This window comes from Neobacillus sp. YX16 (assembly GCF_030123505.1).
In the GTDB taxonomy this organism is placed as follows: domain Bacteria; phylum Bacillota; class Bacilli; order Bacillales; family Cytobacillaceae; genus Neobacillus.
The window spans coordinates 5908529-5931933 of sequence record NZ_CP126115.1; the positions used below are offsets into that span (position 1 = coordinate 5908529).

Consider the following 23405-nt stretch of genomic DNA (forward strand, 5'->3'; position numbering starts at 1 on the left):
CGGATTAAGGACTAATCTTTCTAGTAGCTCGTACCATTTGTCCTCAAGATCCTGGATTAAGGACTAATCCTTCTAGTAGCTCGACCGATTTGTCCCCAAAAGCCTGGATTAAGGACTAATCTTTCTTGCCGCTCGTGCCATTTGTCCTCAAGACCCCGGATTAAGGACTAATCTTTCCGGCCGCTCGTGCCATTTGTCCTCAAGACCCCGGATTAAGGACTAATCCTTCTGGCCGCTCGTGCCATTTGTCCTCAAGACCCCGGATTAAGGACTAATCCTTCTAGTAGCTCGTGCCATTTGTCCTCAAGAACCAGATTCTTATTTTTGATAAGTGGTCTCATGAACCAACACCGAGTCAAAGTTCCATATAGATAGGCCTCATGACCCATTTATTCAGACAGGTACATAATTTACTACCTTAAATGCCATGATAACAGAACACCAAAGGGGGATTTTACATGAAAAAGCTGATAATATGCCTATCGATACTTTTTTGTTCAACCCTTACCACCCCATTTCACTTCGACCACTCTGCACATGCGCAACAGAAACCGATACCTCCGTATGCGAAGTGGAGTGTTTTGGCGATGGATAAAACGAAGGAAAAGTATCCGAATGCCAAGGTTGTCGATTTTCTCTATGTTGGAAGAACTCGTGGACAGCAAACTTCAACTGAGCGATTCAAATTTTGGCTAAAAGATAATCAAAAGGAATTCGGTGTTTATGTAAATATTGAATTTAACAATGAAACCCAACAAGTCACGAACGTGACTTATCAGGAAACCACTAGATAATGGACTACTTGGGACCAAAGAAAGTCAAACTCACTTAACCTGATACTGCAATTCCGCAAATTGCTTGTACCGTCGAACATCAACTAGCGTGAGTTCGTTTTCTCGGTCCCCCTCCACAAACAATGGGATACCCCGGCCGATAATGGTTGGGGCAATTTGAATGATGAACTCATCCACAATTTTTGCCTGAAGAAGGTGCTGCAGCACATCTCCCCCGCCCACAATCCAAATCCTTTTTCCCTCCTGCTCCTTCAAGGATTGAGTAAAACCGACTATATCCTCATTAATAAACGTTACATGTTCAATCGAGCCAGTCAATGTGCGCGAAAAAACATAACATGGCTTCCCCTCATACGGGAATTTATCTGGTGACAGAATGGAGATTTGATCATACGTATTTCTTCCCATTAGAATGATGTCGACACTTTCATAAAATTCCTGATATCCTGTTTCTTCTTCCCCCTCGGTTCCAAATAACCAATCCAATTCATGGTTTTCACGTGCTAAGTAGCCATCCAAACTGATTGCCCCGTAAAATACCAACTTGCTTTGATTGCTCATAATTTCACCCTTTCCTTCCAATGTATAGGATGTGAGAGGAGTTGCCCAGGATGTAAGGATCGTTTGCTTTTTCAATCAGCAAGTCTATGACCTTTTCCCACTCATGTTCTCCTTTTTCTCTCCAATACTTCCATTGCGCATTTGTTAAAACCGATCCGATATTTGAACCAATTAATTCTACACTTTCAAAACCTTGTGCCTCCATGAATGGTTTGATTTCATTAATATTGAAGTAATAAGCACCAGTGAATCGTCCCTCGTCTTGATGGTTAAAACAACCTGATTGCGAAAAATGTTGGATATTGTCCATTTTATCATTTGGTTTCCAATTTTCAGGATATAAAAGGGATGTCAGAATATGTTTGATTCTCGGCATAAACGCAACAAAAACCATACCATTTCTTTTCGTCACTCTATGTAACTCTTTTACCGCCAGAATACGGTCATTTTCCTCTTGTAAGTGATACATCGGACCTAGCATGATTGAAGCGTCAAACTGCTCATCATGAATCATTGATAAATCTCTAGCATCAGCCTTATAAAAGCCTCTAAATTGTCCGCTTATGTTAAGTTCCTGTGCATTGCTTTCTGCAATCTCGACAAGTCTTGGTGTTAAATCCGTCAGTGTTACCGTATATCCTTCTCTAGCCAGCTTCATGGAATATTTACCAGGTCCAGCGCCATTATCTAGTATATAACCGGTTTTTGGTAGGTATTTTTTTATATAGTGCCAATTTACTTGGAATTCAATTGGTTCTCGATCAAGTCGGCCCCATTCATCAAACTGATTGTAATAATTAATAATTCTGCTCATTCGCCCACCAACTTCTTTATTCTCTTCTTTTCTCATGCATGTACTTCATCCATTTCTTCTGTTTATGGCCGCACATATAATACCCGACCAAAGCGACAGCGGTTCCTCCGGCTGACAGGTTCAAAATGAGCGAGTGAGAAGTATAGGTACCCGCTGCCATTCCGATGATTCCAAGTATGAGTAACTGAAAGAAATGCTTTTTATTATTTTCATAAATCATAAATTGAAATTGTCTTCTTTGTTCGAGTTCTTTTAAATCTTCCAGCCTTTGGGGGGCATTTAGGAATTCCGTTACCGAATGGAAAATTTTAAAAACAGGCTGTGACTGAATCCATTGCCAGATTAAGGACCATTTATTATTCCCTTGTTTGTTCAACCACTCGAGAAAAACCGGTTTAGCTAAGTCCATCAGATCTGCTTCAGGAGCAAGATTACGGATAATCCCTTCGACCGTAACGAATGATCTTCCTAAAAAGACAAATCTTGTTGGAACCTGAATCGGAAGCGCTTGGATGGTATCGTTCATCTCCTTTTTAAAGGCAAGCAAATCCATTTGCTTTAATTGATCCGGTTCGAAGGAGATCAACTCTGCCAAAAGCTTCTCCATTGTTCTAGAATCCGCCTCCGGTAGCAAGAATCCTAGTTGGGATAAACAATCCACCGCTTTGGAATAATTTTTTGAAAGAAAGCTTTCAATTAAATTTTGAAAATGAGCGGCATCTTTTTTGCTAATCTCGCCAATCATTCCAAAGTCGAGTAGAATGATCTTCCCGTCCCTTGAAACTAGAACATTCCCGGGATGTGGGTCTGCATGGAACTTTCCAGGCTCCAGCCATTGAGGAAGAAAAACCTTAATCAGCCTTTGAGCCAGCTCTTGGCGACTGACTGTAACCTGTTCCAATCCCTCGATATCGGTGAGCCGAATCCCCTCTACCCACTCCATCACCAGGACATTGGGTGTACTAAGCTCTGAGTAAACAGAAGGGATTTTGACGATATCCATATCCTTCAACCGTTCTCTAAAAAACAAGATGGTATCGAGTTCCATTGTATAGTCAAGTTCTCGTTCAATTACTTGTTTAAGTTCCTGATAGAGGACTTTAAAGTTTATAAATCCTTTGGGAATCGGCACGAGATGGTCGGCAAACCAAATGATAATCGCTAAAACTCGGAAATCTGTTTGGACAATGCTGTCGATATATGGCCGTTTAACTTTAATCGCAACCTCTGTCCCATCCTTCAGGACACCTTTATACACTTCTCCAATTGAGGCGGAGGCAATCGCTGTTTTTTCGATGGAAAGAAAGTTTTCATGAAGAGACTTTCCCCATTGGTTTTCTAGAATTTTCTCAATCTCACTCCAGTCAGACGGCGGAACTTTATCTGTCAGATCTTCAATTTGACTGATAAATGCTTTCGGCAGCAAATCAGCCCGTGTGCTCAAAAATTGTCCGACTTTAATCAATAAGCCTTCTAATTCAAATAGGGTATTACGATACCGTTCACCAATATTTCCCCAAAGTTTTTCCCACTCCGCTTTCGGTTTTCGGCGAAGTTTATACCAGTATATTTGCAGGAAGATCACAAAAGCCATCGAAAGCACCTTTGACATTCGGACCAGCTTATTTCTCGTTTTCAACCTATTCCCCTTCCTTCTTTCAGCGGATGTTGCCACGGGTGCCACGGGGGTGCCACGGGGACGGTTCTAGTGGTCCGAAAAAATGGATATTCTTTCCATAAAAAACCATTAGAACCGTCCCCCCGGTCCTACACCTTACTAAAACCTTCTAAAAGTGTCAGCCACTATGTTACTAAATTCCCTTAAGTAATGAAGGTAATTGCTTCCCCCGTAGTTATATCTTTTATTGTACATTTTTGCGACGACGATGTTGTATTCTGGAATCACTAATAGCGTTGGCCCGGTAATGCCTAGTATTTGGTACGAACCTTTAGGCACTCTTTCACCCAATTCACTTTTTAGAGCGGGCGTGCCTTGGACATACCAAAATAATCCGTTTTGTGGCAAATCTTTATTTTTATAACGTAGACTTTGAACTTGAGTGGCCAATTGAATCACTTCTTCAGGTACAATCTTCATTCCATTGTTCAAATGAAGATTTCCCCATCGTGCAAACTCACGGGCAGTGGTGTGCAGGTTTGATTCCATTCCATCCTTCGTACGGCCTACTGTATAGGAAGCGGGCTCGTTGGGATCATCAATGACCTGGACCATTTTTTCATTAGGTTCCGTTTGCCAAGCCGTCTCCTTCAATCCTAATGGCTTGAACACTCCTTCTTCCAGGAGTTGAGGAAAACTTTTTCCATAAAGCCTGTTTACTAGTTCTGTCATCATAACAACGTTAATCCCTCTATATGCCCATCCTTCACCAGGCTCAAACTCGCGAAAAATCGTTCCATCCGCCCTTTGGTGCAAACCGTGACAATGGGTAACCAAATGCCTTATCGTTGTTTTCCCCAGCAGTTCATGATTGAAATTTTCAAAGTACTCCGCTGCAAGGTCATCCAAGCTATTCATTTTGCCTTCATAAAGAGCATAAGCTATAACTAACCCTAAGTAACTTTTTCTCGCAGAAGCTATATTAAACTGGGTGTTTTCATCAATGGGACGAGAATGGGCTGTGTTGGAATGATAGCCGCTATAGTGTTCTAAGACAATTTGGTTTTCTTTCATGATCACGAGTGCTGCTCCACTGCTATGATTACGTTCTTTTATATGCTCTACATACGATATTAATTTTTGAAAAATAGAAGTCACACACCTTTCTACTAATCTTTTATTCTATATTCAGTTACTTTTATCCTTTATGATTACATTGGGAGGTTTAACATGGAGAAATTGCTTGAAGAGTATCGTTTTGGATATCAGTTGCTGAGGATGGCCATCGATGGATTGTCTGAGGAAGCGCTTCGTTTTAAGCCTGAAGCTAACAAATGGAGCATTCATCAGATTCTCATCCATGTGGCAGATTCCGAATTGGTCTCAACCCAGAGGATGAAAAAGGTTTTGTCGGAGGAGGCTCCGCTTTTGATGTCATTTGACCAGGATGCATGGGCGGATACGTTGGAGTATGAAAAGCTAGACCGCGAACAACATCTTCATCTGTTTAATTTGCTGCGCTCCAGCATGCTGCCTATTCTGGAGCAGCTGCCGGCACAAAAATGGGAACGGGTAGGGATATATGCTGACGCTGGTCCATTCACTCTTAAACAATTACTAGAATACCGAGTTGAACATGTCTGGGGACATCTCGCCCAGATTGCAAGCGTAAGGGAAGCTTATCAGCAGAGTAAAATTTAATAGATTCTTGTAACGCATCTCGATACACTTGAATATACTATATTAGACGGGAGGCAGCACCTCGCGTCACATGAACTGACTATAACATAGTCAGTTATTTTTTTGGGGAATGCTTATAGCTAATTAAATGTACTTTTTAAGTAGAATCCTTTACGTGCCGAAATCATTATAGAATGAATGATGTTTCGTTGGAACTATAATTTAATTATATTGTCATAGTTCTTAATTTGTTTGTAATCGTTGTTTAATGTTGATTGTGTATGATTAGCTGTATACCATTCAAAACAACTAGAGGAGTTATTCCATATGAAGAAGTTAAAAGCTATACTTTGTTTTTTTCGCAGGTATCATAAATTCAGCTATTATACGGACGAGTGCGTAGATTGCGGACAAAAAAAATAGATTAAAAATTACCACATAAATTTACAGTGATTTTCATAGGGTTTTCACAATATAATTCACATTAAAAAGGCTTAGAGAAATTTTTCTCTAAGCCTTGCTTTTAATTAGTTTTTCTTGAACTAAACCCTTTAGTTTAAGAACAAAATGGCGTATATTACTTAGCGATTGAAAGGACTTTTCATGATCCTTGTTTGACCAATAGTCCCTTGTGGTACTCTTCTAATGTGATGCCCTGATTCATAATATCTGTTGCGACAACTTGTCCGACATATCGAAGATGCCATGGTTCATATTGATACCCAGTTATGGATTCTTTTCCTTTTGGATACCGAATAATAAACCCATATTCCGCTGCATGAAGTTGCAACCATTTCGCTTCTTTTGTGTCCTGAAAACAAGATGTTGCTGCACATGTTGCACTACTGTTTCCCACGTCAATGGCGAGTCCGGTTTGATGTTCACTTGTGCCAGGGATCGCACTATACATACGAGCTTTTTCATACCCATCTTGTTTTACGTATGATTCAAATAACGAAACTTGTGACTTGTGCGAACGGTAACCAGAAACACCAACAATCGTGTACCCTGCCTTTTTTGCATCACGCACTAATGTTTGAATGGCAACGGCCGCTTCTTTTCGTAATTTTTGTTTTTCTGTGTTATTCGTAAACGGAAACGAGATTCCTGAATCAATTAAGTTTTTCGGCACAAAATTTACCGGCAATTTGTTCTGTTTATTAATTAATACAGCAAGATCATCCGGTTTTGCCACCACAGGAATCACTTCTTCTTCCCATTTTTCCTTATTCTTGATTTTCACGTACTGACTGCTTACATACGCTTTTTTCTCTTTATAAAGGATTTGATACCATCCTGTCCCTGTTGCACTCACTACGTCTACTCGTTCACCTTTTTTGATAGCCCCTAAAATGGTGTATTTCGTGGAAGGTCCTGTTCGTACATTCAAATTAGCGGTTGTTTTATAGTTTTTTTCTTCCGATTGTTCGTTTATCATGATTTTCACGTACTGACTGCTTACATACGCTTTTTTCTCTTTATAAAGGATTTGGTACCATCCTGTTTCTGCTGCACTCACTACGTCTACTCGTTCACCTTTTTTGATAACCCCTAAAATGGCGTATTTCGTGGAAGGTCCTGTTCGTACATTCAAATTAGCGGTTGTTTCATAGTTGTTTTCTCCTGCGATTGCTTTTTGAATAAAGGACGTTTCACTAAAACCGGCGATTGATAGAATAATAATAATGAACAATAAAGAAATCTTCTTTTTAAATTGTTGCATCCCTGATTCTCCTCTTTTGTCGTCTATATTGTTGTCTCGCCATAATTAGACGTACCAAAGGATGAGAAAAGTTTGCAATAAATGAGTAATAATTTTCCCTTATTATATTAAATTTAATATCAAATATTTTTACTTTATATACTCACTACTTAATAAGTCATCAGAAAGTAATTCAGTAGGAATAATAAATTCTACAACCCCCATATACCCCGGTGCCACCTCATATTTATCAAAGGAAATAACTAATTTGTTATCCTGGTTTATATAAAAGTTATGGTTTGCAGTTATTTTTTCAAACGGGTCAATAGGATTTTCCACTCCTGCATCAAGGATCCAATATACCTTAGTTTTATCTTCCTTCATTTGCTGTTTCATTTGATCTTTAATATTTTCACTAATCGTTTCAATGTAATTTTGATTTTTAAATAAAATAGGTAATGTTATGATCACTTGTTTTTTCTTATCAATTGTATCGTATTTAAATGTGGTTGAAGAAGATCCTACAGTGTTTACGACATATCTTCCTATAGACAATATTTTTTCATTGTCTGTCTTAACTACATAGCCGCTTTCCACGCCAATATGGCCATCCCCTTGTTTCTTCAGGGATTCCACTTCTTGCATAAATTCTTGATAAAGCTGTTTGTTCTCTTTTAAATATTTTTCATTTAGGCTTTTTTCCAAATCTTGATCCTTCAAATTCGAAATACTGGGCACTTTTATGTTTGCATGATGTTTTTCATCTTCTATCTTAAATTCTACAAATGTCATGACCTTAATTACATTCCCAATCACTGGAACATCCGAAAAACTTTTAGCCAGTACTGGATTGGTATTTAATACTACCATTAGTAGTGCCGCAGCAGCTCCTGAGCCGACAAGTATTCTTAAAGGTGTTCTGTTCTTTTTGCGAGGATTCTTTAAAGCTTTATTAACTACATCATCGAGATCTGAAGGAATTTCTATTTCCATATATTTAGATTTTAACCTTTCTAGATTTTTATCCATTCTATCTCTCCTTCACTAACTTGGTTTGTTCCATCTGAATTCTTAACATAGATAATCCTCTATATAATCGGGTTTTTATCGTATTTTTATTTTCCTTCAATATCTCAGCAATTTCCTCAATTTTTAAATCCTCAAAATAGCGGAGTACGATCACTGTTCGAAACATCTCTGGTAAATCGTCTAAACATCTTTCAAGATCAATATCCTGATAGACATCATGATTTCCATAACTATAAAACTCCAGCGTTGCATCTTCCATCACATTGACTCTCCTGTATTTTCTTAAGAAGTCCAAAGATTTATTAACAACAATCCTATAAAACCAACTTTTTAGTTTCTGTTCTTCTTTTAGATCGCTAAGTGATAAAAGCGCCTTATGAATAGATTCCTGTACAATATCTAATGCATCCTCTTTATTCTTCACATAACTAAAAGCTAACCTATAAAAATTCTCCTTATTTTCTACGATTAATTGAACAAGCGCTTGTTCTTTCTTATGATCCTTCATAGCTTAGAGCTCCTTTTCTATACGAATCCTTTGTCTTACGATTAGTAAACATATAAAAAAAGCCCTGATGGTCCAGGACTTTTCGTTAGTTAGAGACTGGTAGTGTATGAAAATATTCTTCAAGAGTACTCCCTTTCGTTGAAACTTCTACCGCAACATCTTTACCTACATATCTCAAATGCCAGGGTTCATATTTATACCCTGTAATCGTATCTTTTCCTTTTAGATATCGGATAATAAAGCCGTACTCAGCTGCATTTTGCTCTAACCAGGCAGCCTCAATCGTACCAGCAAAGCAATCTTCTGCAAGACACTTGCCATTTCCTCCTGTTACAGACGCAACTCTTAATATTTTATTATTGATTTTTAGGCATGTAAAATATCAATTAGTCATGTATACTTGATTAATACTCATACAAAGGAGTTTACTATGAATATTGAGCAATTAGAGTATGTTGTCGAAGTTGCGAAAACAAAATCGATCTCCATTGCTTCTGAAAATCTAAAGATATCCCAGTCTGGAATTAGCCGATCCATTAGTAATTTAGAAAATGAATTAGGTATGAAACTATTTATAAGATCAAAGTCAGGAACCCTGCTCACAGATGATGGTGAAAAAATTGTAAAAATAGCTTATGAAATTGTATCCAAGCTTCAACTGTTAAAAGAAGAGGCTCAAGTCATAACGACCAGTATCGATGGGAAATTAAAAATCTCATCAAGTCCGAGTGTCATGACCCTATTATTAAAAGTAATTCCGCTTTTTAAAAAAGATTATCCCGGGGTTAAACTGGAAATAACGGAACAAGCAGAAAATGAAATTATTGATGATATTAGAAATAATCGGATCGATATTGGTTTAGTCTACATTAATGAAACTATTCAAAACTCGACTGATTTAAAATATGGGACCTTAGTTTCCGGAACATTAAATGTCTGTGTCAATAAAAACTCCCCTTTATCTTTACATCACACGTTATCTCCAAAGGAAATCTTAGATCAGCCCCTTGCCATGTTTAATGGGGTTAATATGAAAAAATTTATTGAACAGTTTTTCAATGATCATGGGGAAATGGAAATTCTGTTTACGTCGAATAATTCGGAGACCGTAAAAAGAGCGGTGGTTGATGGAATAGCGATTACCTTTATTATTGATTTGGCATTAAATGATGATATCTATGTAAAGAATGGAAGCATTGTTCTTATTCCATTAATAGATTGTGGAATTACAACCATTCCATATGGATGGATTCGATTAAATAATCAATATTTCAGCTATATAGAAAGGGAATTTATTAAATATCTGCAAATCGTCTCTACAGGTTACTTAAAGAAAGACTCTTAACAAAAAGTGCCCTAATCCTTCTGGATTAAGGCACCCATTATAAACGAAGAATCAATTAATCGTGAAACTCCATATGTGTTTTTTCCTTTTTGTAATAATCCAGTCTATCTTGTAACGTACCTGAATGAAATTCAAACTTATGTCCATCAGGGTCAGTAAAGTAGATAGACTTTTTATCCTTTTCGTCTCTTTGGCGGCCATTCAAGATGTTTACATTCATTTCCTTTAGTTTATGATAGACATTATCAAATTCTGCTTCATCTATTGAAAAAGCAATGTGTGTGTATGATTGTTTTATCTCATTTCGGGGAATATCTTTTTCTTCATTAAGGGCAAGCCACAATCCATTTAAATCAAAATAGGCTGTTTGTCGCCCCTTCACTAACAACTTTGCATCAAACACGTTTTGATAAAACTCAATTGAATCTTCTAAATTAGACACTGAAAATAGAAAATGGTTCAGACCTTTCATTTGCATAGTATCACCTCAGATTTAGACTTCGCAATATCTCCAGCATTCAAAGGATTCAAGCTCATTTGAGAGTTTGTGCCTTAGGGATGTTATCCTTTTTCACCCTAGTTAACTGTAAATAAAAAACCGTAGGGACGGTTCTCATGGTTTTTTTTAAATGCCGGTACCAGTAGAACCGTCCCCTTGTCCCCCTTGTCCCCTTGAATTACTTTGAGCAATCGTAACAAGTCTATGAATCACTGACTCCACTTCATCACTGCTTTTTATTTTAAATAAATAATCCGCCTCATCTTCTGTTGGTTCTACGATCCCGCCTGCGATTTGCCTCATCAGCACTTCCTCGAAGGTAGAAGCAGTCCTAAATATCGTTTTACTACGGCGACTTACTGCCACCCGTTCTCGAAGGATAGGTTCAGGAATATCAAAATGGACGAGAATGCAGATAAATCCCATTTCACGAAAATGTTTAAGTCGTTCTACTCGCCCTTTGCGATCCATATTTGAATTGCAAAGAATGAGATGAAAATCCGTCTGCTCTACCGCGTAATCTACAATTGTTTGAGTGATGGCATACTTAAACGTATTAGGTCCTTGCTTTGGCCTTAGGTTTTTATAATTGGCGTTGATAAATTCGGCATGGTTATCCTGGTCAATCACAAGTGAGTTGGTTAACTCTTGTTCAAGAGCCCTCGCAAATGTTGTTTTTCCACTATGGGTTTTACCTATGGTCATAATCACGAATCTGTTCATTCCATTATCCCTACTTGGGCAAACTGCACTTTAGGTGTTGTAGTTACTCTACCCTGACAATCTCCTGCTATTTCAATTCGAAACTGATTATATATCATACTTTTCACCAGCCAATTTTCGCGAATTTTTGATGAGGAGCGGAATTTCAGACAAATCATTAATAATGAATTCCACCTCGGCTTGCCAATGAGGGTCTTTTATCCAAACCCCTATCATCCCTGCATTCTGAGCCGCTTTTACATCATTTTCAGGATGGTCCCCGACATATATACTTTGCTGGGGTGGAACATTAAGCTGTTTTAGTGCCCTCTTAAAAATTTCGGGGTCTGGCTTTTTTATTCCTTCCCATTCTGATATTAAAATACGGTCAAAATACTTTTCAATCCCTAATGCTTTTATATTATCCTGCTGAAACTGACCCCACCCATTTGTAATCATGCCTAATCGAAGATCCCTGCTCTTCAACTCTTCCAGCATAGGGACGAGATTCGGAAAAGCTACGCAATGATTTTTGAAGTCAGTGATATAATCTTGAAGCAGCTCTTCCCATGAGAGCTCTTTTATATGAAATTCTTTGACCAACTGCTGATACACCTTATCCTTCCACACATAGCCGCGCTGGTCTAATTCAATAAATCTAGTAACATATTCCTCTCTCGGAATATGACCTACAATTCTAGCTAACCTATCATATTGACTATGTATAAACCTTTTTACCGAAGCATCTCTATCTAGCAACGTTCCGTCTAAATCAAATAACACCGCTTTAATCATATTGAGCACACTCCCTATACTTATGTTCTTCTTTTTAGAGGGGTCAAAGTCCTGCTTTGCTATTAGATCACGAGAACATAAACTCTGTTCCTCCATCACCAAATAAAGTTTGAGGTGACATAGAATCAATTTTTACCAATTGATAAAACATTCAGTGTAAAATATAGGTAATGGAAGATTTATTCGGTGAAATTTGTCGAGGCAAAAAATCATGGAGGAGGAATACGTTTATTTTAATTAAAGTGAAATCATTACCGCATAAAATAATATTTGCAATCGGATTATCTTTAAATTTAGCGGGAGTAACATTGGCAAATATATTGCGATTTAGTGTTTGGTCCATATTATTTGAAGGTATCCTTTTATTCGTTGGAATTATATTAATAGTGATGGCTTCTGATAAAAAACATTCAAATAAGGATGTATGAACACACCGACTGAATAGTAGAAAAAATCGCTGCAACGATTATTTCACAAAATATCTGGGAGGAAGTTGCTTAAGTCCTAATGTAATAAAATAAGCCCTTTCTGTTTTTATGCAGAAGGACTTGAATATGGATTATAATTGATTCTATTTTTTTATTAATTCATCCCTATCAGGAGCCATAGGAGGCTGTTCTAGCCACCCATTTTTAATCATTATATTAGCTCCATCCTCAGCATACAGAGCTATTTCAGCAGTAAGCCTTATATAATGCAGACCTATATCCCTTCTAGGACTCATTGCCATACTAGTACCATAAAATCCAATACTTAGGGCAATAAGGGATGTAGTATAGAACATCATAATTTTATCTGAAAAAGTATAAGCTGTAGACTCAGTTACATCTGAATCCCATGACATAGGTACTGGAAGGTAATCCTCTCTTAGGATAGCTCCAAAAACATCACAATGCTTTTTTGCAATTTCTACACCTCTAAATAAAAACTTAGCTACCTCTTTTGACTGTGCAACTTGACTAAATCCTATTAAGGTTGCAACTCCAAAAGCATTTCTTTGAAAGTTAACATAGAGGTTTGATATTTCTGTACCTACTAATGGTCTCTTTTCTCCAAAAAAGCCTTTAAGGAAATTTTGTTTTTTAACAAAATCAATATCATCTGGTATAGGTAAATAAGGAGACCTGATATAAAGACCTTTAGATAATAAAAGCTCTTTTACCTCCCTAAGAAAATTTATTAATTGTGAAATACACTCACTAAAATGACTGTAAACATCTGCTCTAACCGATACTGACAGATTCATACTGTATCCTTGCAGAGCAATTTGTGATGCTTGATGGAGGTAATTCAAAAAATATGTGTCTGAATACAACCTAGGAGCATTTTCATTTACATCCTCATTAAGTTTAAATCCATAAGGTATTGGATACTTTTCTTTGTTGAAAATCTCAGTTAGTGTTTTAAGATTTCCTTGAGCAATTTCAAAAGCATGTTTGACTAATGCTTTAATCTTTTCATCCTCAACTATGGTTAAAAAATATTTAAAATGACAAGCAATGGCAGTATCATTAATATAGGATGCCCAAAGAGCTGTTATCTCTGCTGATGTAAGCTGTACATGATTGCCTTCCTCCATAAATAAACCTCCATCTAACCAAACAATCCTTTTTTGTACAATATTCCCTAATTTTTCTAACAATATGTAAATAAAAAAGCCAACTGCTTTATACAGTGTTAAATATGTACTAGGGTGTTCTTTCTTTTTCAACTAAACTGCTTCGTTAGCACAATAAGAAAAGCTGCATCGAAAGCAGTTGGTTCTTCAATATAAGCACCCTTTACTTTAAGTACAATCCTTCACAAAGTTTAGTGGAGTAACTCTTCTTTCAATTTAACTTCATATAGTCGCATTGCACTTAATTCCCCTCGATATGTAAATATTTCTTTCCCAATTAAATCACGTAGTCGATATTCTATCCATTGATCTCCAGTGTATTGATGCATATGACCAATAACCTCACCAATCAACCGTGCCGCCTTCATATAATCATGCTTACCTCGTTCTTTATGTAATTTCTTTGCACAATGTATGATAAAATCATCATCTCGTTCAACATCTGAATGCCAAAGCTCATCATTATCCCAGGTTCTCAAAAGACTTTCACTCAACAGTAATTTACGCCCTTCGTCAAGAAGAGCATGACGTTTTGCACAATCCATCGATCTAAACTCAAATTGCTCATAAAATTGAAGCAGTTTTTCTGGAGCTAGTTCTCCAGATGTACGAGGATACTGCTCCTCTTCTAGCATAGGATATGTATAAAGCTCATGAAATACCTTAAATGTGTTGAGTTCGAACACTTCATTTACTTTATTTTGCAATAAATAAAGGACAACGCGCAGTCCTATTTGCTCAGCGGCGTTCTCACATGTCCAAATAAGTATCTGTTGATAAGGTGGTATTTCTTTTATTTTCTCTATTGCCTTTAACATACCCTGTTTATATTCTTCAAGATCATTGAAGTCATCGCGATAGTGCTCCTTAAACCATTGAAAACGATTTTCTATCCCCTTTTTTGTATGTAGTGATTCTATTGGACCAACTGATAAAATATGAGGCAATACAATGATTTCTTCTGTTTTTGCATATGGATTATTGCGAAATGCAGCTTTTAAGCTACCTGCGGGCGAATCGCCAAATAAAATATGTACCGTTTGTCGATGTTCTATTTTCTCTTCATTTCTCGAAACTTGAAGCAATGATTTCTTTATTGATTGTAGAATTCTAGTCATTTCATCTTCTTCATATTGTTCAGCACGTATAAATATTAAATTTAGAAGAGCCTTTGCCTCACGTTCATCAAGTTTTGAAATAGCTTGTTTTAACTGATTTATATTCTCCATTATCCCTCTCCTTTTTTATCTTAAACTTAAATTATTTTATATTTTTTATTAATTTTGCCAATCCCTTTATTCCCCAAGTAGCCAAAAGTAAAGACACTGCCACTATTGCCAATACCATTAAAATACCAATTATATTGCCCATTCCTATTATCTCTCCTTTTATTTCTATTAACGATGGTAATAATCAGCCAATATAAATTTCATTTCCTTTTCCTGTTAATATGAGTACGGTCGATTATACAAAAGGTTTCGATATAAATTCTTATATCGCTAACCTGCAATTAAATCAGTATTGTCAAACGGATCTAAATGACAAATTTATGAATCTGGCGAAAAACTCTTTTCAATTTCAGTTTTAATTGATATTATTCCTATTAGAACAGTAGGAATAGTGGGTGTATTAAAAATGTCTTTGTATGAAAAATTACCAAGTGATTTTTTGATTCAATATTATTATGAAGTGAAGAAAATGATTTCAAAGGGATTAGTTTCTAAAAATATGTATTATGAATTAGGACTAATAATTGCAGCTGCTTCAAGAAGAGGGATACTATTGGATAAGCCAAAGGATTTTAAACAACACACTGTCCACGAATTATTAATGGAATTAAGTAACTAGAATTCCGCCGTGATTGAATAAATAGTTCATCGTAAAGGTCTTCCATTAAACAACCAAAAAAGCCACTGATAAAAATCAGTGGCTTACTTCAACTAAAGCACCCGTTCGTAATATAAGGTTAGCCAGATTTTTCTGGTTGACCTTTTTTCATATGGTCTTATGATTACGGTAGTCGGGGTAGAACGTCGCACCCGTGGGATTCAATCCCGTTAGCTAAACTGTTCACCCCCTACTTGTATAAACATGTTTCAGGCTGGTTGGGACATAGATCCCGTTTAACAAGCGAACCTATGACATTACAAGAAGCCTTAGGGGATACCGACTAATATTGCATTTCAGGGAGGAGATAAAGTATGAATCCAGTCATTGGTCTGGATGTATCAAAAGGGGAAAGTCAGGTACAAGCTTTTTTAGATAAAGGTAAGCCATACCGTAAGAGCTTTAGTATTAATCATGATCTTGAGGGTTTGGGGAATTTATTAGATTTCCTTCAAGAAGTTGAGAAATCAGCAGGTGGTCATCAACCTTCGGTCGTTTTAGAATCAACTGGGCACTATCATATTCCCGTTATTCAGTTTTTAGAGGAACAAAAATATGTTTATATTATCGTCAATCCTCTTATCTCACACAGAGCCAAGAGCTCAAGCCTAAGAAAGGTAAAAACAGATGCAATCGATGCTTATCACCTTTGTGAATTGTATTATAAAGAAGAATTAGAGCCTTACAAGAAGCGTGGAGTTCAACTCTTAAACCTTCGTAATCTAACAAGACAACAAGAGAGTATTGCAGAAATATCAGCGAAAACAAAGTTACAGCTTCATTCTTTAATCGATCAGGTATTTCCAGAGTATCGAGGTGTATTTGGAAGCCTATATTCGAAAGTATCATTGCTTACTTTACTAGAGTTCCCTACTTCTAAGGCTGTATTAAGTGTGAGTGAAAAAGAGTTAACGGATACAATAGCTTCATTATGTATGAGTCGTTCGGAGTCATGGGCAAAGGAAAAAGCACAGAAGTTAAGAGAAGCAGCCCTTCGTGATCCTTTTCAAAACAATCTCTATGATAGTCATATTTTCAACCTTGAAATTTTGGTTAAGATTGTTCTTCAATACCAAGAGCATCTATCCAATATTGCGGATGAAATAGATGCCCTCGCTAGCGAAATTGAAGAATATGAAATCCTTCAATCTATCCCTGGAATCGGAGAAAAAATCGCTGCAACGATTATTTCTGAAATCGGAGAGATAGATCGGTTTAATGGTGCCAAGAGGTTGGTTGCATTCGCTGGAATAGATCCTAGTGTGTACTCTTCAGGAAAGTTTACTGCATCGGTAAACCGAATAACCAAACGTGGCTCGTGTAGGCTTCGCCACGCCTTGTATATGGCTGTTCAAAGTGGTATTCGGGATTCCCGTAAAAAGAAAACGACTGATGAGATTATTCCACGCAATAGAAGACTACGAGAGTTTTACGATAAGAAACGAGAAGAAGGAAAACCCTTTAGAGTAGCGATCATTGCCTGTACAAATAAGCTCTTTTTCCAAGATATAGCTTAAAATCTATATCTAACTAAATACAACAAAACCTTCCAAAAAGAGCATAACGGAAGGTTATTTGGCATGAATATTTTTAGTATAACATGAGGTTATTAAACTTTTAATTGAAAAATGTTGACAAACTATTAGCTGGTTTACTTTAAGTACATATTTCCAAAAAATACCCGTTATTATGGCGTTTATCTGGTAAACCACCAAATTATAAACAAGGAAACTGCTATTATTGCACTTCCTTAAACCATTGTCAAAAACTCACTAAATTTTATTAAAGCACCACAGAAGCACATACTAAGACTTTATAATACGTGTATATGGTGACTGAATGATAAGCCTGTTCACTGTTGCAATTGAGAATTGTGTGAGTAGATTTATTTATCTTTTCACTTTAGAACGTTCAGTGCAACCTTGGCAGCTTCTGCGACAAGCGCATTGTCATAGGCGGCATTCTGTGTAGATCTGCTGGATAGGACTGCGATGACAATGGGAGCTCTATTCGGCGGCCACACAATCGCAATGTCATTCCGCGTTCCATAGCTTCCTGCCCCACTCTTATCATCTACTTCCCAACCTGTTGGTGCGCCAGCACGGATCAATGCATCTCCAGTGGTATTTCCCCGCATCCAATCTGTCAGGATCTTACGTTTTTCAGTAGGGAGAAAGTCGCTGACTGCGAAAGCCTGGAGGCTCGTAGCAAGTGATTTTGGTGTGCTTGTGTCACGCTTATCTCCAGGAACAGCTGAGTTCAAATCCGGCTCGTAGCGATCAACCTGAGTAACGTTATCGCCAATCTGCCTCAGTGTTGTTTCAAATCCCTCAGGGCCTCCCAGTTTCTCTAATAAAAGGTTCCCAGCGGTGTTGTCGCTATATCTGACAGCAGCCTCGATAACTTCCCAAAGAGTCATCCCGGTATCTACGTGAAGCTCTGTCACGGGTGAATACGAAACTATGTCCTCGCTCTTATATGTGACTAACTCGTCGAGTTGATCAATTGAGTAATGCTGCAGTAATGCACCTGCGGCTAGAGCTTTGTAAGTAGATGCGTAAGCGAAACGCTCATTTGGCCGATAGGAGACGGTCCGATTTGTACTTGTATCGATAGCGTAGACTCCGAGCCTGGCGTCAAATTTGCTCTCGAGTTCTGCAAACTCACGGTGAATATGGGGTGCAGGTGTTTTCGTGACTACCTTTTCGGGTTTGTCAGAAAGGTTTTTAGTGTTCATCGACCAGCCGGCGAGGGGTACAATTGCAACCACTAGCGCAAGCAGGGCATTTATAAAATTATTCATACTGAAAATATCATGTGTTTTCCTCAAGATCTTAACCTCTTTCTATTAATAATAGGTGTTAATAATAATAAGCGGGTTTAATCATAATGTTTTGATTAACACCGTCGGCTATTAACCAGCAAATTCTAAGAATTGTGTATTACTTTCGGATTCAATTCCATTCGTTATGCAACGAAAAATTTATTCCGCTTGCAGCTTATTTAATCATTTTCAAAATCATTTTTATAACCTTACGGTGCCCCGAAATGCTAGGGGAGAATTTCCTCCTTTCTCCAATTTGATTACATGCGAAATAGTAGATTACGCATGTAATACTACATATGTAGTATTTACTATACATGTAATACTACACTCGTAATAAAAAGATGTCAATATCATCTTGTAGTTTGCTGCCCTTTTTCATTAAGGTCAAAATATGCCCTAAAAACCCGCTGGCTGATGATATTAGCTGCACTGTGCGGCTGAGCATAACCATCTCGGTAGGCATTGGGTACAATAACGGCTATGGCAATCTCGGGATCATTGAATGGAGCATATCCAGCAAAAGAAAGATTCCAAGTCTTCACACCATTTTTATAGGATTCCGAGGTCCCGGTTTTACCCGCGGCATTGTACGGTTCGTCTTTAAAATATCCTCTTGCTGTTCCTTTAGAACCATGGGTAACAAGCCAAAAACCTTGTTGAACCCGCTTAATCATCTCCTCACTCATATCCACCTGATTCAGCACCACTGGTTCGATTTCATCGACCACGTTACCCGGTTCATTGCCATTCTGATTGGGTTCACGAATCTCCTTCACCAATTGAGGCTTCATCCGGTATCCTCCATTGGCAATCGTTGTAATATACTGGGCAATTTGCATCGGTGTATAGGTATCTAATTGTCCGATGGCAATTTGAAAGTAGGTACTTGTATTGGCTCCTTTAATTCCCGCCGTTTCATTATCAAAACCAATACCGGTCGGGATGCCTAAACCAAATTGGTTGAAATAATAGCGGATGGTTTCAATTTTTTTCGGATTGATATTTAATGTGCCATCGGGGACATACTTACCGCCCATAATTTCAATCGCGGTTTTCCACATATAAACGTTTGATGACCGCTCTATTGCCTCTAATTCGTTAATTCTGTTCATGACTTCGTAAGAGGAAAAGGTTCCCGATCCCTTAAATCGCATAACCTCATCCAGCTCGATTTCCCCGAAATCCCTGACACCCGTTTGGTATCCAGTTAATACGGTAGCCCCTTTTACAACGGACCCCTGTTCAAACGCATAAGTGAAGGCTCCCGGTGTAAAATCGGTAAACTTCCGAGACTGCCTGTTATACACTTTTCCTGACATCGCCAGAATGCGGCCTGTTTTCGGTTCCATTGCCACAACAAAGGCAGTGTCAAGGGTATCCGTATGCGGCTTTTGGATTGCACTAACTAACTCTTCCTGCATAATTTTTTCCACTTGGGCTTGGAACTCCATATCAATGGTCAGAACAATATCGTTGCCGCTCTTCCCTTTCGATACAGTGTCTGTACTCACCACATTTCCATTTTGATCTGTTACCGTTTTTACTTTTTCCTTTTGGCCTTGCAACACGCCATCATAAAGTTCTTCAATATAGCTTTTCCCGACCCGGTCATTCAGGTTGTACCCTCTAGCTGTATAGTAATCTACCTTTTCAGCAGGTAGGCCTTCATCTTCACTCGTTACTTCCCCAAGCATATTCCAAAACGTTTCCCCATAGGTGTTGCCCCTTTTCCAATCGGTTGTGCCATCCACACCCGGCAGGTTTTCCAGATTTTCATTGACCTTTGCATATTCTTCCTCTGTTACATTTTCATTTTTGATCATCGTCGGGGTTAAAGCGATGGCGGACGACAGTTTCCGATAAATGGCCGCCAGGTTTTTGTCCATTGCCTGGAGATCGCTTTCTGTAATGCGGTTCAATTTTAATTGATACAAATCCTTGTCATTCAGCTTTTCCTGTTGGTATAATTTCTCCTCCTTCTTTGTGATTAAATCCGTGCCATTGTTATGTACAATCAGCCATATATCCTTCAAATCCCGGTCAGTCACTTTATTAATTTCTTTATCTGTCATGTCCAGAAAGGTATTTAACTTATTGGCCAATTCAAGCAATTCGTTTGGCTGCGGATTTTTCGGCGGTGTATAGATAATCGCCTTTTCCGGAATATTGTAGACTACTAACTTATGATTCGTATCGTATATTTTCCCACGCGGAACGGAATAGCTGACGGGCGTCACATCTGTCCTCTTTGCCTGAGCCGCAAAGACTTCCCCTTTGATAATTTGAGTGACGCCCAGGCGGAGAATTAGGATAGAAAAAAGAACAAAGACTATGAAAAAGAGAGCATTCAGTCTCGAGCGGATTATTACTATATTTTCTTTCTGCTTTTTCTTCTTCAAAACACATCAGCCCTTTCATACTGGAAGTTTGTAAGGTCGTTATAAATACTACAATTGTAGTATTAAAATCCTAAAAGTCCCAAAAAGGAAGAGTAATCCTTTCTGGGGTTAATGATTAATATATCTTTTTATGATCCAGAATCTGCTTGGCAATTTCCGCTGCCTTGCTTCCTTGGGCATGCCCATCCTTATTTTGAATATTTATGGCAAAATAAAAACGATCTTCACCTTTTTCGACAAAGCCAATAAACCAGCCATTTACATTCTTTCCATTAATCATGCCGGTTCCTGTTTTACCATACAGCCGTCCATTCTTTTGCTCATCTATTAAAATTGCCTTATTTACCGCTTTGATATTTTCCGCTTTAAAACCCCATTGATTTTCTTCTAATTGGACTAATAATTGAACTTGTTCAATGGGTGATATTTTTAAAGAAGATTCCATCCAGTAACTATCCAAATTCCCTGAAAGATCCTCATTCCCGTATTTTATCTTGTGAAAATAATCTTGCAGCTGCTTTCTTCCTACCTCACGATCGGTATTCTGGAAATACCAATTCACGGAACGGCCCAAGGCAGTCGCTAAATTTTGATTTTGGTTCCATTCTTCATAGGGATAAATTTTCCCATCCCAAACCTGATTATTGTTATTCGTGGAAATCACATTGGATTCCAATGCAAATAAGGCAGAATATATTTTATAGGTGCTATTAGGAGAAATTCTCTGTTCACTCATCTCTCGGTTATAAATTTGATATTGATTTTTAGAGGGATCATATAAAACAAAGCTGCCCTTGTAGCCCTTAAAATAGGAGCTTAGATCTTCATAGACAGCCTTCTTCCCGCTAAACTGATACACATCATCTGGGCTGGCAATAACGGTGGTGATTGGAGCAAGGAATAGCACAACAATTCCTAAAACTGAGCAGATGACCTTGCTTTTCCATTTCAATAATAGAGAATCACTAGAGAAGTTTGCAATGCGCTGGATTCTTTGTTTGATTTGTTTTTTTGTCCCCCCTATACCTGGAGCAAACTGTTCAAGGGTACGATCATATTTTTTATCTGCAAACCGAATGATGGTATGCCCATATTCGATATGTCCACTCTCATCCAAGAGATTTAAAACGGAGGCATCACAGGCCAATTCCCGATCGATTCGAATCCTTTTTATGGCATACCAGACGACCGGGTTAAACCAATAAATGATACTAAACATCCACATAATGTAATTCACGACCAGATCTTTGCTTTTATGATGATGCAGCTCGTGCAAAAACACGTACTTTAATTCATTTATCGAAAATGCTTCTAGCGTTTTGCTTGGTAAAAAAATATAGGGTTGAAAAATCCCTACCGTGATAGGCGAGGTAATAGAAGAGGTCTCCCGCAGCCTTACGTTGCTTTTCACCCCAACCAACTCTTTGCACACTTCTAATAGTTCATTTAACTTTTGGTTATGAAGAGCCACAGATGACTTTTTCATTTGATAGATTTGGTAGTTTGAATAAACAGCTGCCACCACAAAAAGAACCACTCCAATGACCCAAACCGTAAAAAATGTATGGTAGACGAAATCGGGCGTTGACTTGTTTACCGATACCGTGAAATCAAGTAATAAATCGCTGTTTGGCTCCTGAAAGGCATCCACTCCATTCATCCCTTTACTCATCGAAGGTGCGTCTCTATGAAAAAATAGTAAGCTTTTCAAATACTGAGTTCCTTCTACAAAGTGAAAATTATTCCAAGGTAAAATGGTAGCAAGGATTGGAATGCCAAGAAAATACCATATATGATATTGTGCTTTCACCGTCATATGATTGTTTAATAGCTTTTTGATTAATAGAATGATGAAAATAAGGAGGGATACCACGATTGTACTAACCAAAATCCGCATGAGCATGGTATCCATTACTTTTTCCCCTTCTTGTCTCTCATGGATAATATTTTCTTTAATTCCGAAATATCTTCATTTGATAACTTATCATTTTCAATAAAATTTAATATCATTGAATTTACCGTTCCGCCGAAAAACTGCTGCAGAAAAGATTTACTTTTTTGCTCTACATATTCGTGCTTTTCAACCAGTGAAGTATAAACAAACACTCGGCCATCTTTTCTTGCGTGCAAAGCCTTTTTCTTAACTAGACGCGCCAGCATGGTGTGAATGGTATTTGGCTTCCAATCACTCTTATTCGATAATTTATCCACTACCTCAGGAGTCGAAATCGGCTCAAAGTTCCATATAACCTGCATCACTTCATATTCTGCTTCTGATATTTGTGGAATCTCCTTCATGATGACCCTCCTACTTTTACAACTGTAGTATTTATTATAGCAAGATGGTCCAAAAACATAAAGAAATTTTCGTGACCTTAGCTTTTGGTAATTAATCCCCCTGTGTTGACGATTTATTCTACTATCATTCACTTCATTTAGATATCACTTATTCGCAGGATTTCATAACCCTTATAATTGGATTTACGGGTAATTGAAATGAGATCAGATCATCTTGGCTTCGTGAAGGCATAGTTGAATATATAACAGCAACTTTAGTTGAGCACGCAAAGAAAGCTGCCGAAGCAGCCACGGTTGCTGAACTCTTGCCCCCTTTAGTGCAACAAGCC

22 protein-coding genes are annotated in these 23405 nt (G+C 37.8%); 5 read left to right on the plus strand and 17 right to left on the minus strand.

The features are described from left to right. Positions 1-458: 458 nt before the first annotated feature. A complete protein-coding gene (locus QNH48_RS28790) occupies positions 459-794 on the plus strand; it encodes a DUF3889 domain-containing protein (RefSeq protein ID WP_283953057.1) in 336 nt (111 codons plus the stop codon). Between the two features lie 30 nt (positions 795-824). Here QNH48_RS28790 and QNH48_RS28795 read toward each other — a convergent pair whose 3' ends face one another. The 4 genes from QNH48_RS28795 to QNH48_RS28810 all read right to left on the minus strand — a co-directional run bounded on the left by QNH48_RS28795 (position 825) and on the right by QNH48_RS28810 (position 4936). Further along, positions 825-1355 (minus strand): dihydrofolate reductase family protein, encoded by a 531-nt coding sequence (locus tag QNH48_RS28795; protein WP_283953058.1) that lies wholly within the window; start codon positions 1353-1355, stop codon positions 825-827. Between the two features lie 4 nt (positions 1356-1359). Continuing rightward, complete coding sequence (locus QNH48_RS28800; protein ID WP_283955908.1) at positions 1360-2169, minus strand: class I SAM-dependent methyltransferase; 810 nt, start codon at positions 2167-2169, stop codon at positions 1360-1362. A 16-nt stretch (positions 2170-2185) separates the two neighbouring features. Continuing rightward, entirely contained in the window at positions 2186-3808 is a 1623-nt protein-coding gene (locus QNH48_RS28805) for an ABC1 kinase family protein (protein ID WP_283953059.1), read from the minus strand. A 138-nt stretch (positions 3809-3946) separates the two neighbouring features. Further along, positions 3947-4936, minus strand: a complete 990-nt coding sequence (locus tag QNH48_RS28810; RefSeq protein ID WP_283955909.1) for a serine hydrolase domain-containing protein — start codon at positions 4934-4936, stop codon at positions 3947-3949. Between the two features lie 81 nt (positions 4937-5017). Between QNH48_RS28810 and QNH48_RS28815 the strand changes: the two genes are divergently transcribed. Beyond that, on the plus strand, positions 5018-5488 hold the full coding sequence (locus tag QNH48_RS28815) for a DinB family protein (protein ID WP_283953060.1): 471 nt from the start codon (positions 5018-5020) through the stop codon (positions 5486-5488). 580 nt (positions 5489-6068) lie between these two features. Here QNH48_RS28815 and QNH48_RS28820 read toward each other — a convergent pair. The 4 genes from QNH48_RS28820 to QNH48_RS28835 form a co-directional block, all read right to left on the minus strand. After that, entirely contained in the window at positions 6069-7190 is a 1122-nt protein-coding gene (locus QNH48_RS28820; protein WP_283953061.1) for a D-alanyl-D-alanine carboxypeptidase family protein, read from the minus strand. A 129-nt stretch (positions 7191-7319) separates the two neighbouring features. Then, positions 7320-8198: an anti-sigma-V factor RsiV gene (gene rsiV / locus QNH48_RS28825; protein WP_283953062.1), complete on the minus strand. Its 879-nt coding sequence runs from the start codon at positions 8196-8198 to the stop codon at positions 7320-7322. Position 8199: 1 nt separating this feature from the next. Continuing rightward, a complete protein-coding gene (locus QNH48_RS28830) occupies positions 8200-8706 on the minus strand; it encodes an RNA polymerase sigma factor SigV (protein ID WP_283953063.1) in 507 nt (168 codons plus the stop codon). 85 nt (positions 8707-8791) lie between these two features. Continuing rightward, a complete protein-coding gene (locus QNH48_RS28835; protein ID WP_349655142.1) occupies positions 8792-9070 on the minus strand; it encodes a M15 family metallopeptidase in 279 nt (92 codons plus the stop codon). 66 nt (positions 9071-9136) lie between these two features. Between QNH48_RS28835 and QNH48_RS28840 the strand changes: the two genes are divergently transcribed. After that, entirely contained in the window at positions 9137-10051 is a 915-nt protein-coding gene (locus QNH48_RS28840) for a LysR family transcriptional regulator (RefSeq protein ID WP_283953064.1), read from the plus strand. 55 nt (positions 10052-10106) lie between these two features. On the opposite strand, the gene fosM is transcribed toward QNH48_RS28840, so the two are convergent. From fosM to QNH48_RS28865, 5 genes are all read right to left on the minus strand, one after another. Next, on the minus strand, positions 10107-10529 hold the full coding sequence (fosM, locus tag QNH48_RS28845) for a FosM family fosfomycin resistance protein (protein WP_283953065.1): 423 nt from the start codon (positions 10527-10529) through the stop codon (positions 10107-10109). A 147-nt stretch (positions 10530-10676) separates the two neighbouring features. Beyond that, positions 10677-11273, minus strand: a complete 597-nt coding sequence (locus tag QNH48_RS28850; RefSeq protein WP_283953066.1) for an ATP-binding protein — start codon at positions 11271-11273, stop codon at positions 10677-10679. 87 nt (positions 11274-11360) lie between these two features. Further along, positions 11361-12047 (minus strand): HAD family hydrolase, encoded by a 687-nt coding sequence (locus QNH48_RS28855; RefSeq protein WP_283953067.1) that lies wholly within the window; start codon positions 12045-12047, stop codon positions 11361-11363. Between the two features lie 571 nt (positions 12048-12618). After that, positions 12619-13758 (minus strand): DUF3231 family protein, encoded by a 1140-nt coding sequence (locus tag QNH48_RS28860; RefSeq protein ID WP_349655107.1) that lies wholly within the window; start codon positions 13756-13758, stop codon positions 12619-12621. Between the two features lie 98 nt (positions 13759-13856). Next, complete coding sequence (locus tag QNH48_RS28865) at positions 13857-14894, minus strand: DUF1835 domain-containing protein (protein WP_283953068.1); 1038 nt, start codon at positions 14892-14894, stop codon at positions 13857-13859. 406 nt (positions 14895-15300) lie between these two features. Between QNH48_RS28865 and QNH48_RS28870 the strand changes: the two genes are divergently transcribed. Next, positions 15301-15513, plus strand: a complete 213-nt coding sequence (locus QNH48_RS28870) for a hypothetical protein (protein ID WP_283953069.1) — start codon at positions 15301-15303, stop codon at positions 15511-15513. A gap of 353 nt (positions 15514-15866) precedes the next feature. Beyond that, positions 15867-17069: an IS110 family RNA-guided transposase gene (locus QNH48_RS28875; protein WP_283953070.1), complete on the plus strand. Its 1203-nt coding sequence runs from the start codon at positions 15867-15869 to the stop codon at positions 17067-17069. 380 nt (positions 17070-17449) lie between these two features. On the opposite strand, the gene bla is transcribed toward QNH48_RS28875, so the two are convergent. The 4 genes from bla to QNH48_RS28895 all read right to left on the minus strand — a co-directional run bounded on the left by bla (position 17450) and on the right by QNH48_RS28895 (position 23076). After that, positions 17450-18355: a class A beta-lactamase gene (gene bla / locus QNH48_RS28880; RefSeq protein WP_481858520.1), complete on the minus strand. Its 906-nt coding sequence runs from the start codon at positions 18353-18355 to the stop codon at positions 17450-17452. Positions 18356-18729: 374 nt separating this feature from the next. Beyond that, positions 18730-20616 (minus strand): peptidoglycan D,D-transpeptidase FtsI family protein, encoded by a 1887-nt coding sequence (locus QNH48_RS28885; protein ID WP_283953072.1) that lies wholly within the window; start codon positions 20614-20616, stop codon positions 18730-18732. Between the two features lie 277 nt (positions 20617-20893). Continuing rightward, on the minus strand, positions 20894-22690 hold the full coding sequence (locus QNH48_RS28890; RefSeq protein WP_283953073.1) for a BlaR1 family beta-lactam sensor/signal transducer: 1797 nt from the start codon (positions 22688-22690) through the stop codon (positions 20894-20896). Then, on the minus strand, positions 22690-23076 hold the full coding sequence (locus QNH48_RS28895) for a BlaI/MecI/CopY family transcriptional regulator (RefSeq protein ID WP_283953074.1): 387 nt from the start codon (positions 23074-23076) through the stop codon (positions 22690-22692). The genes QNH48_RS28890 and QNH48_RS28895 overlap by 1 nt, the downstream gene beginning before the upstream one ends. Positions 23077-23405 lie beyond the last annotated feature (329 nt).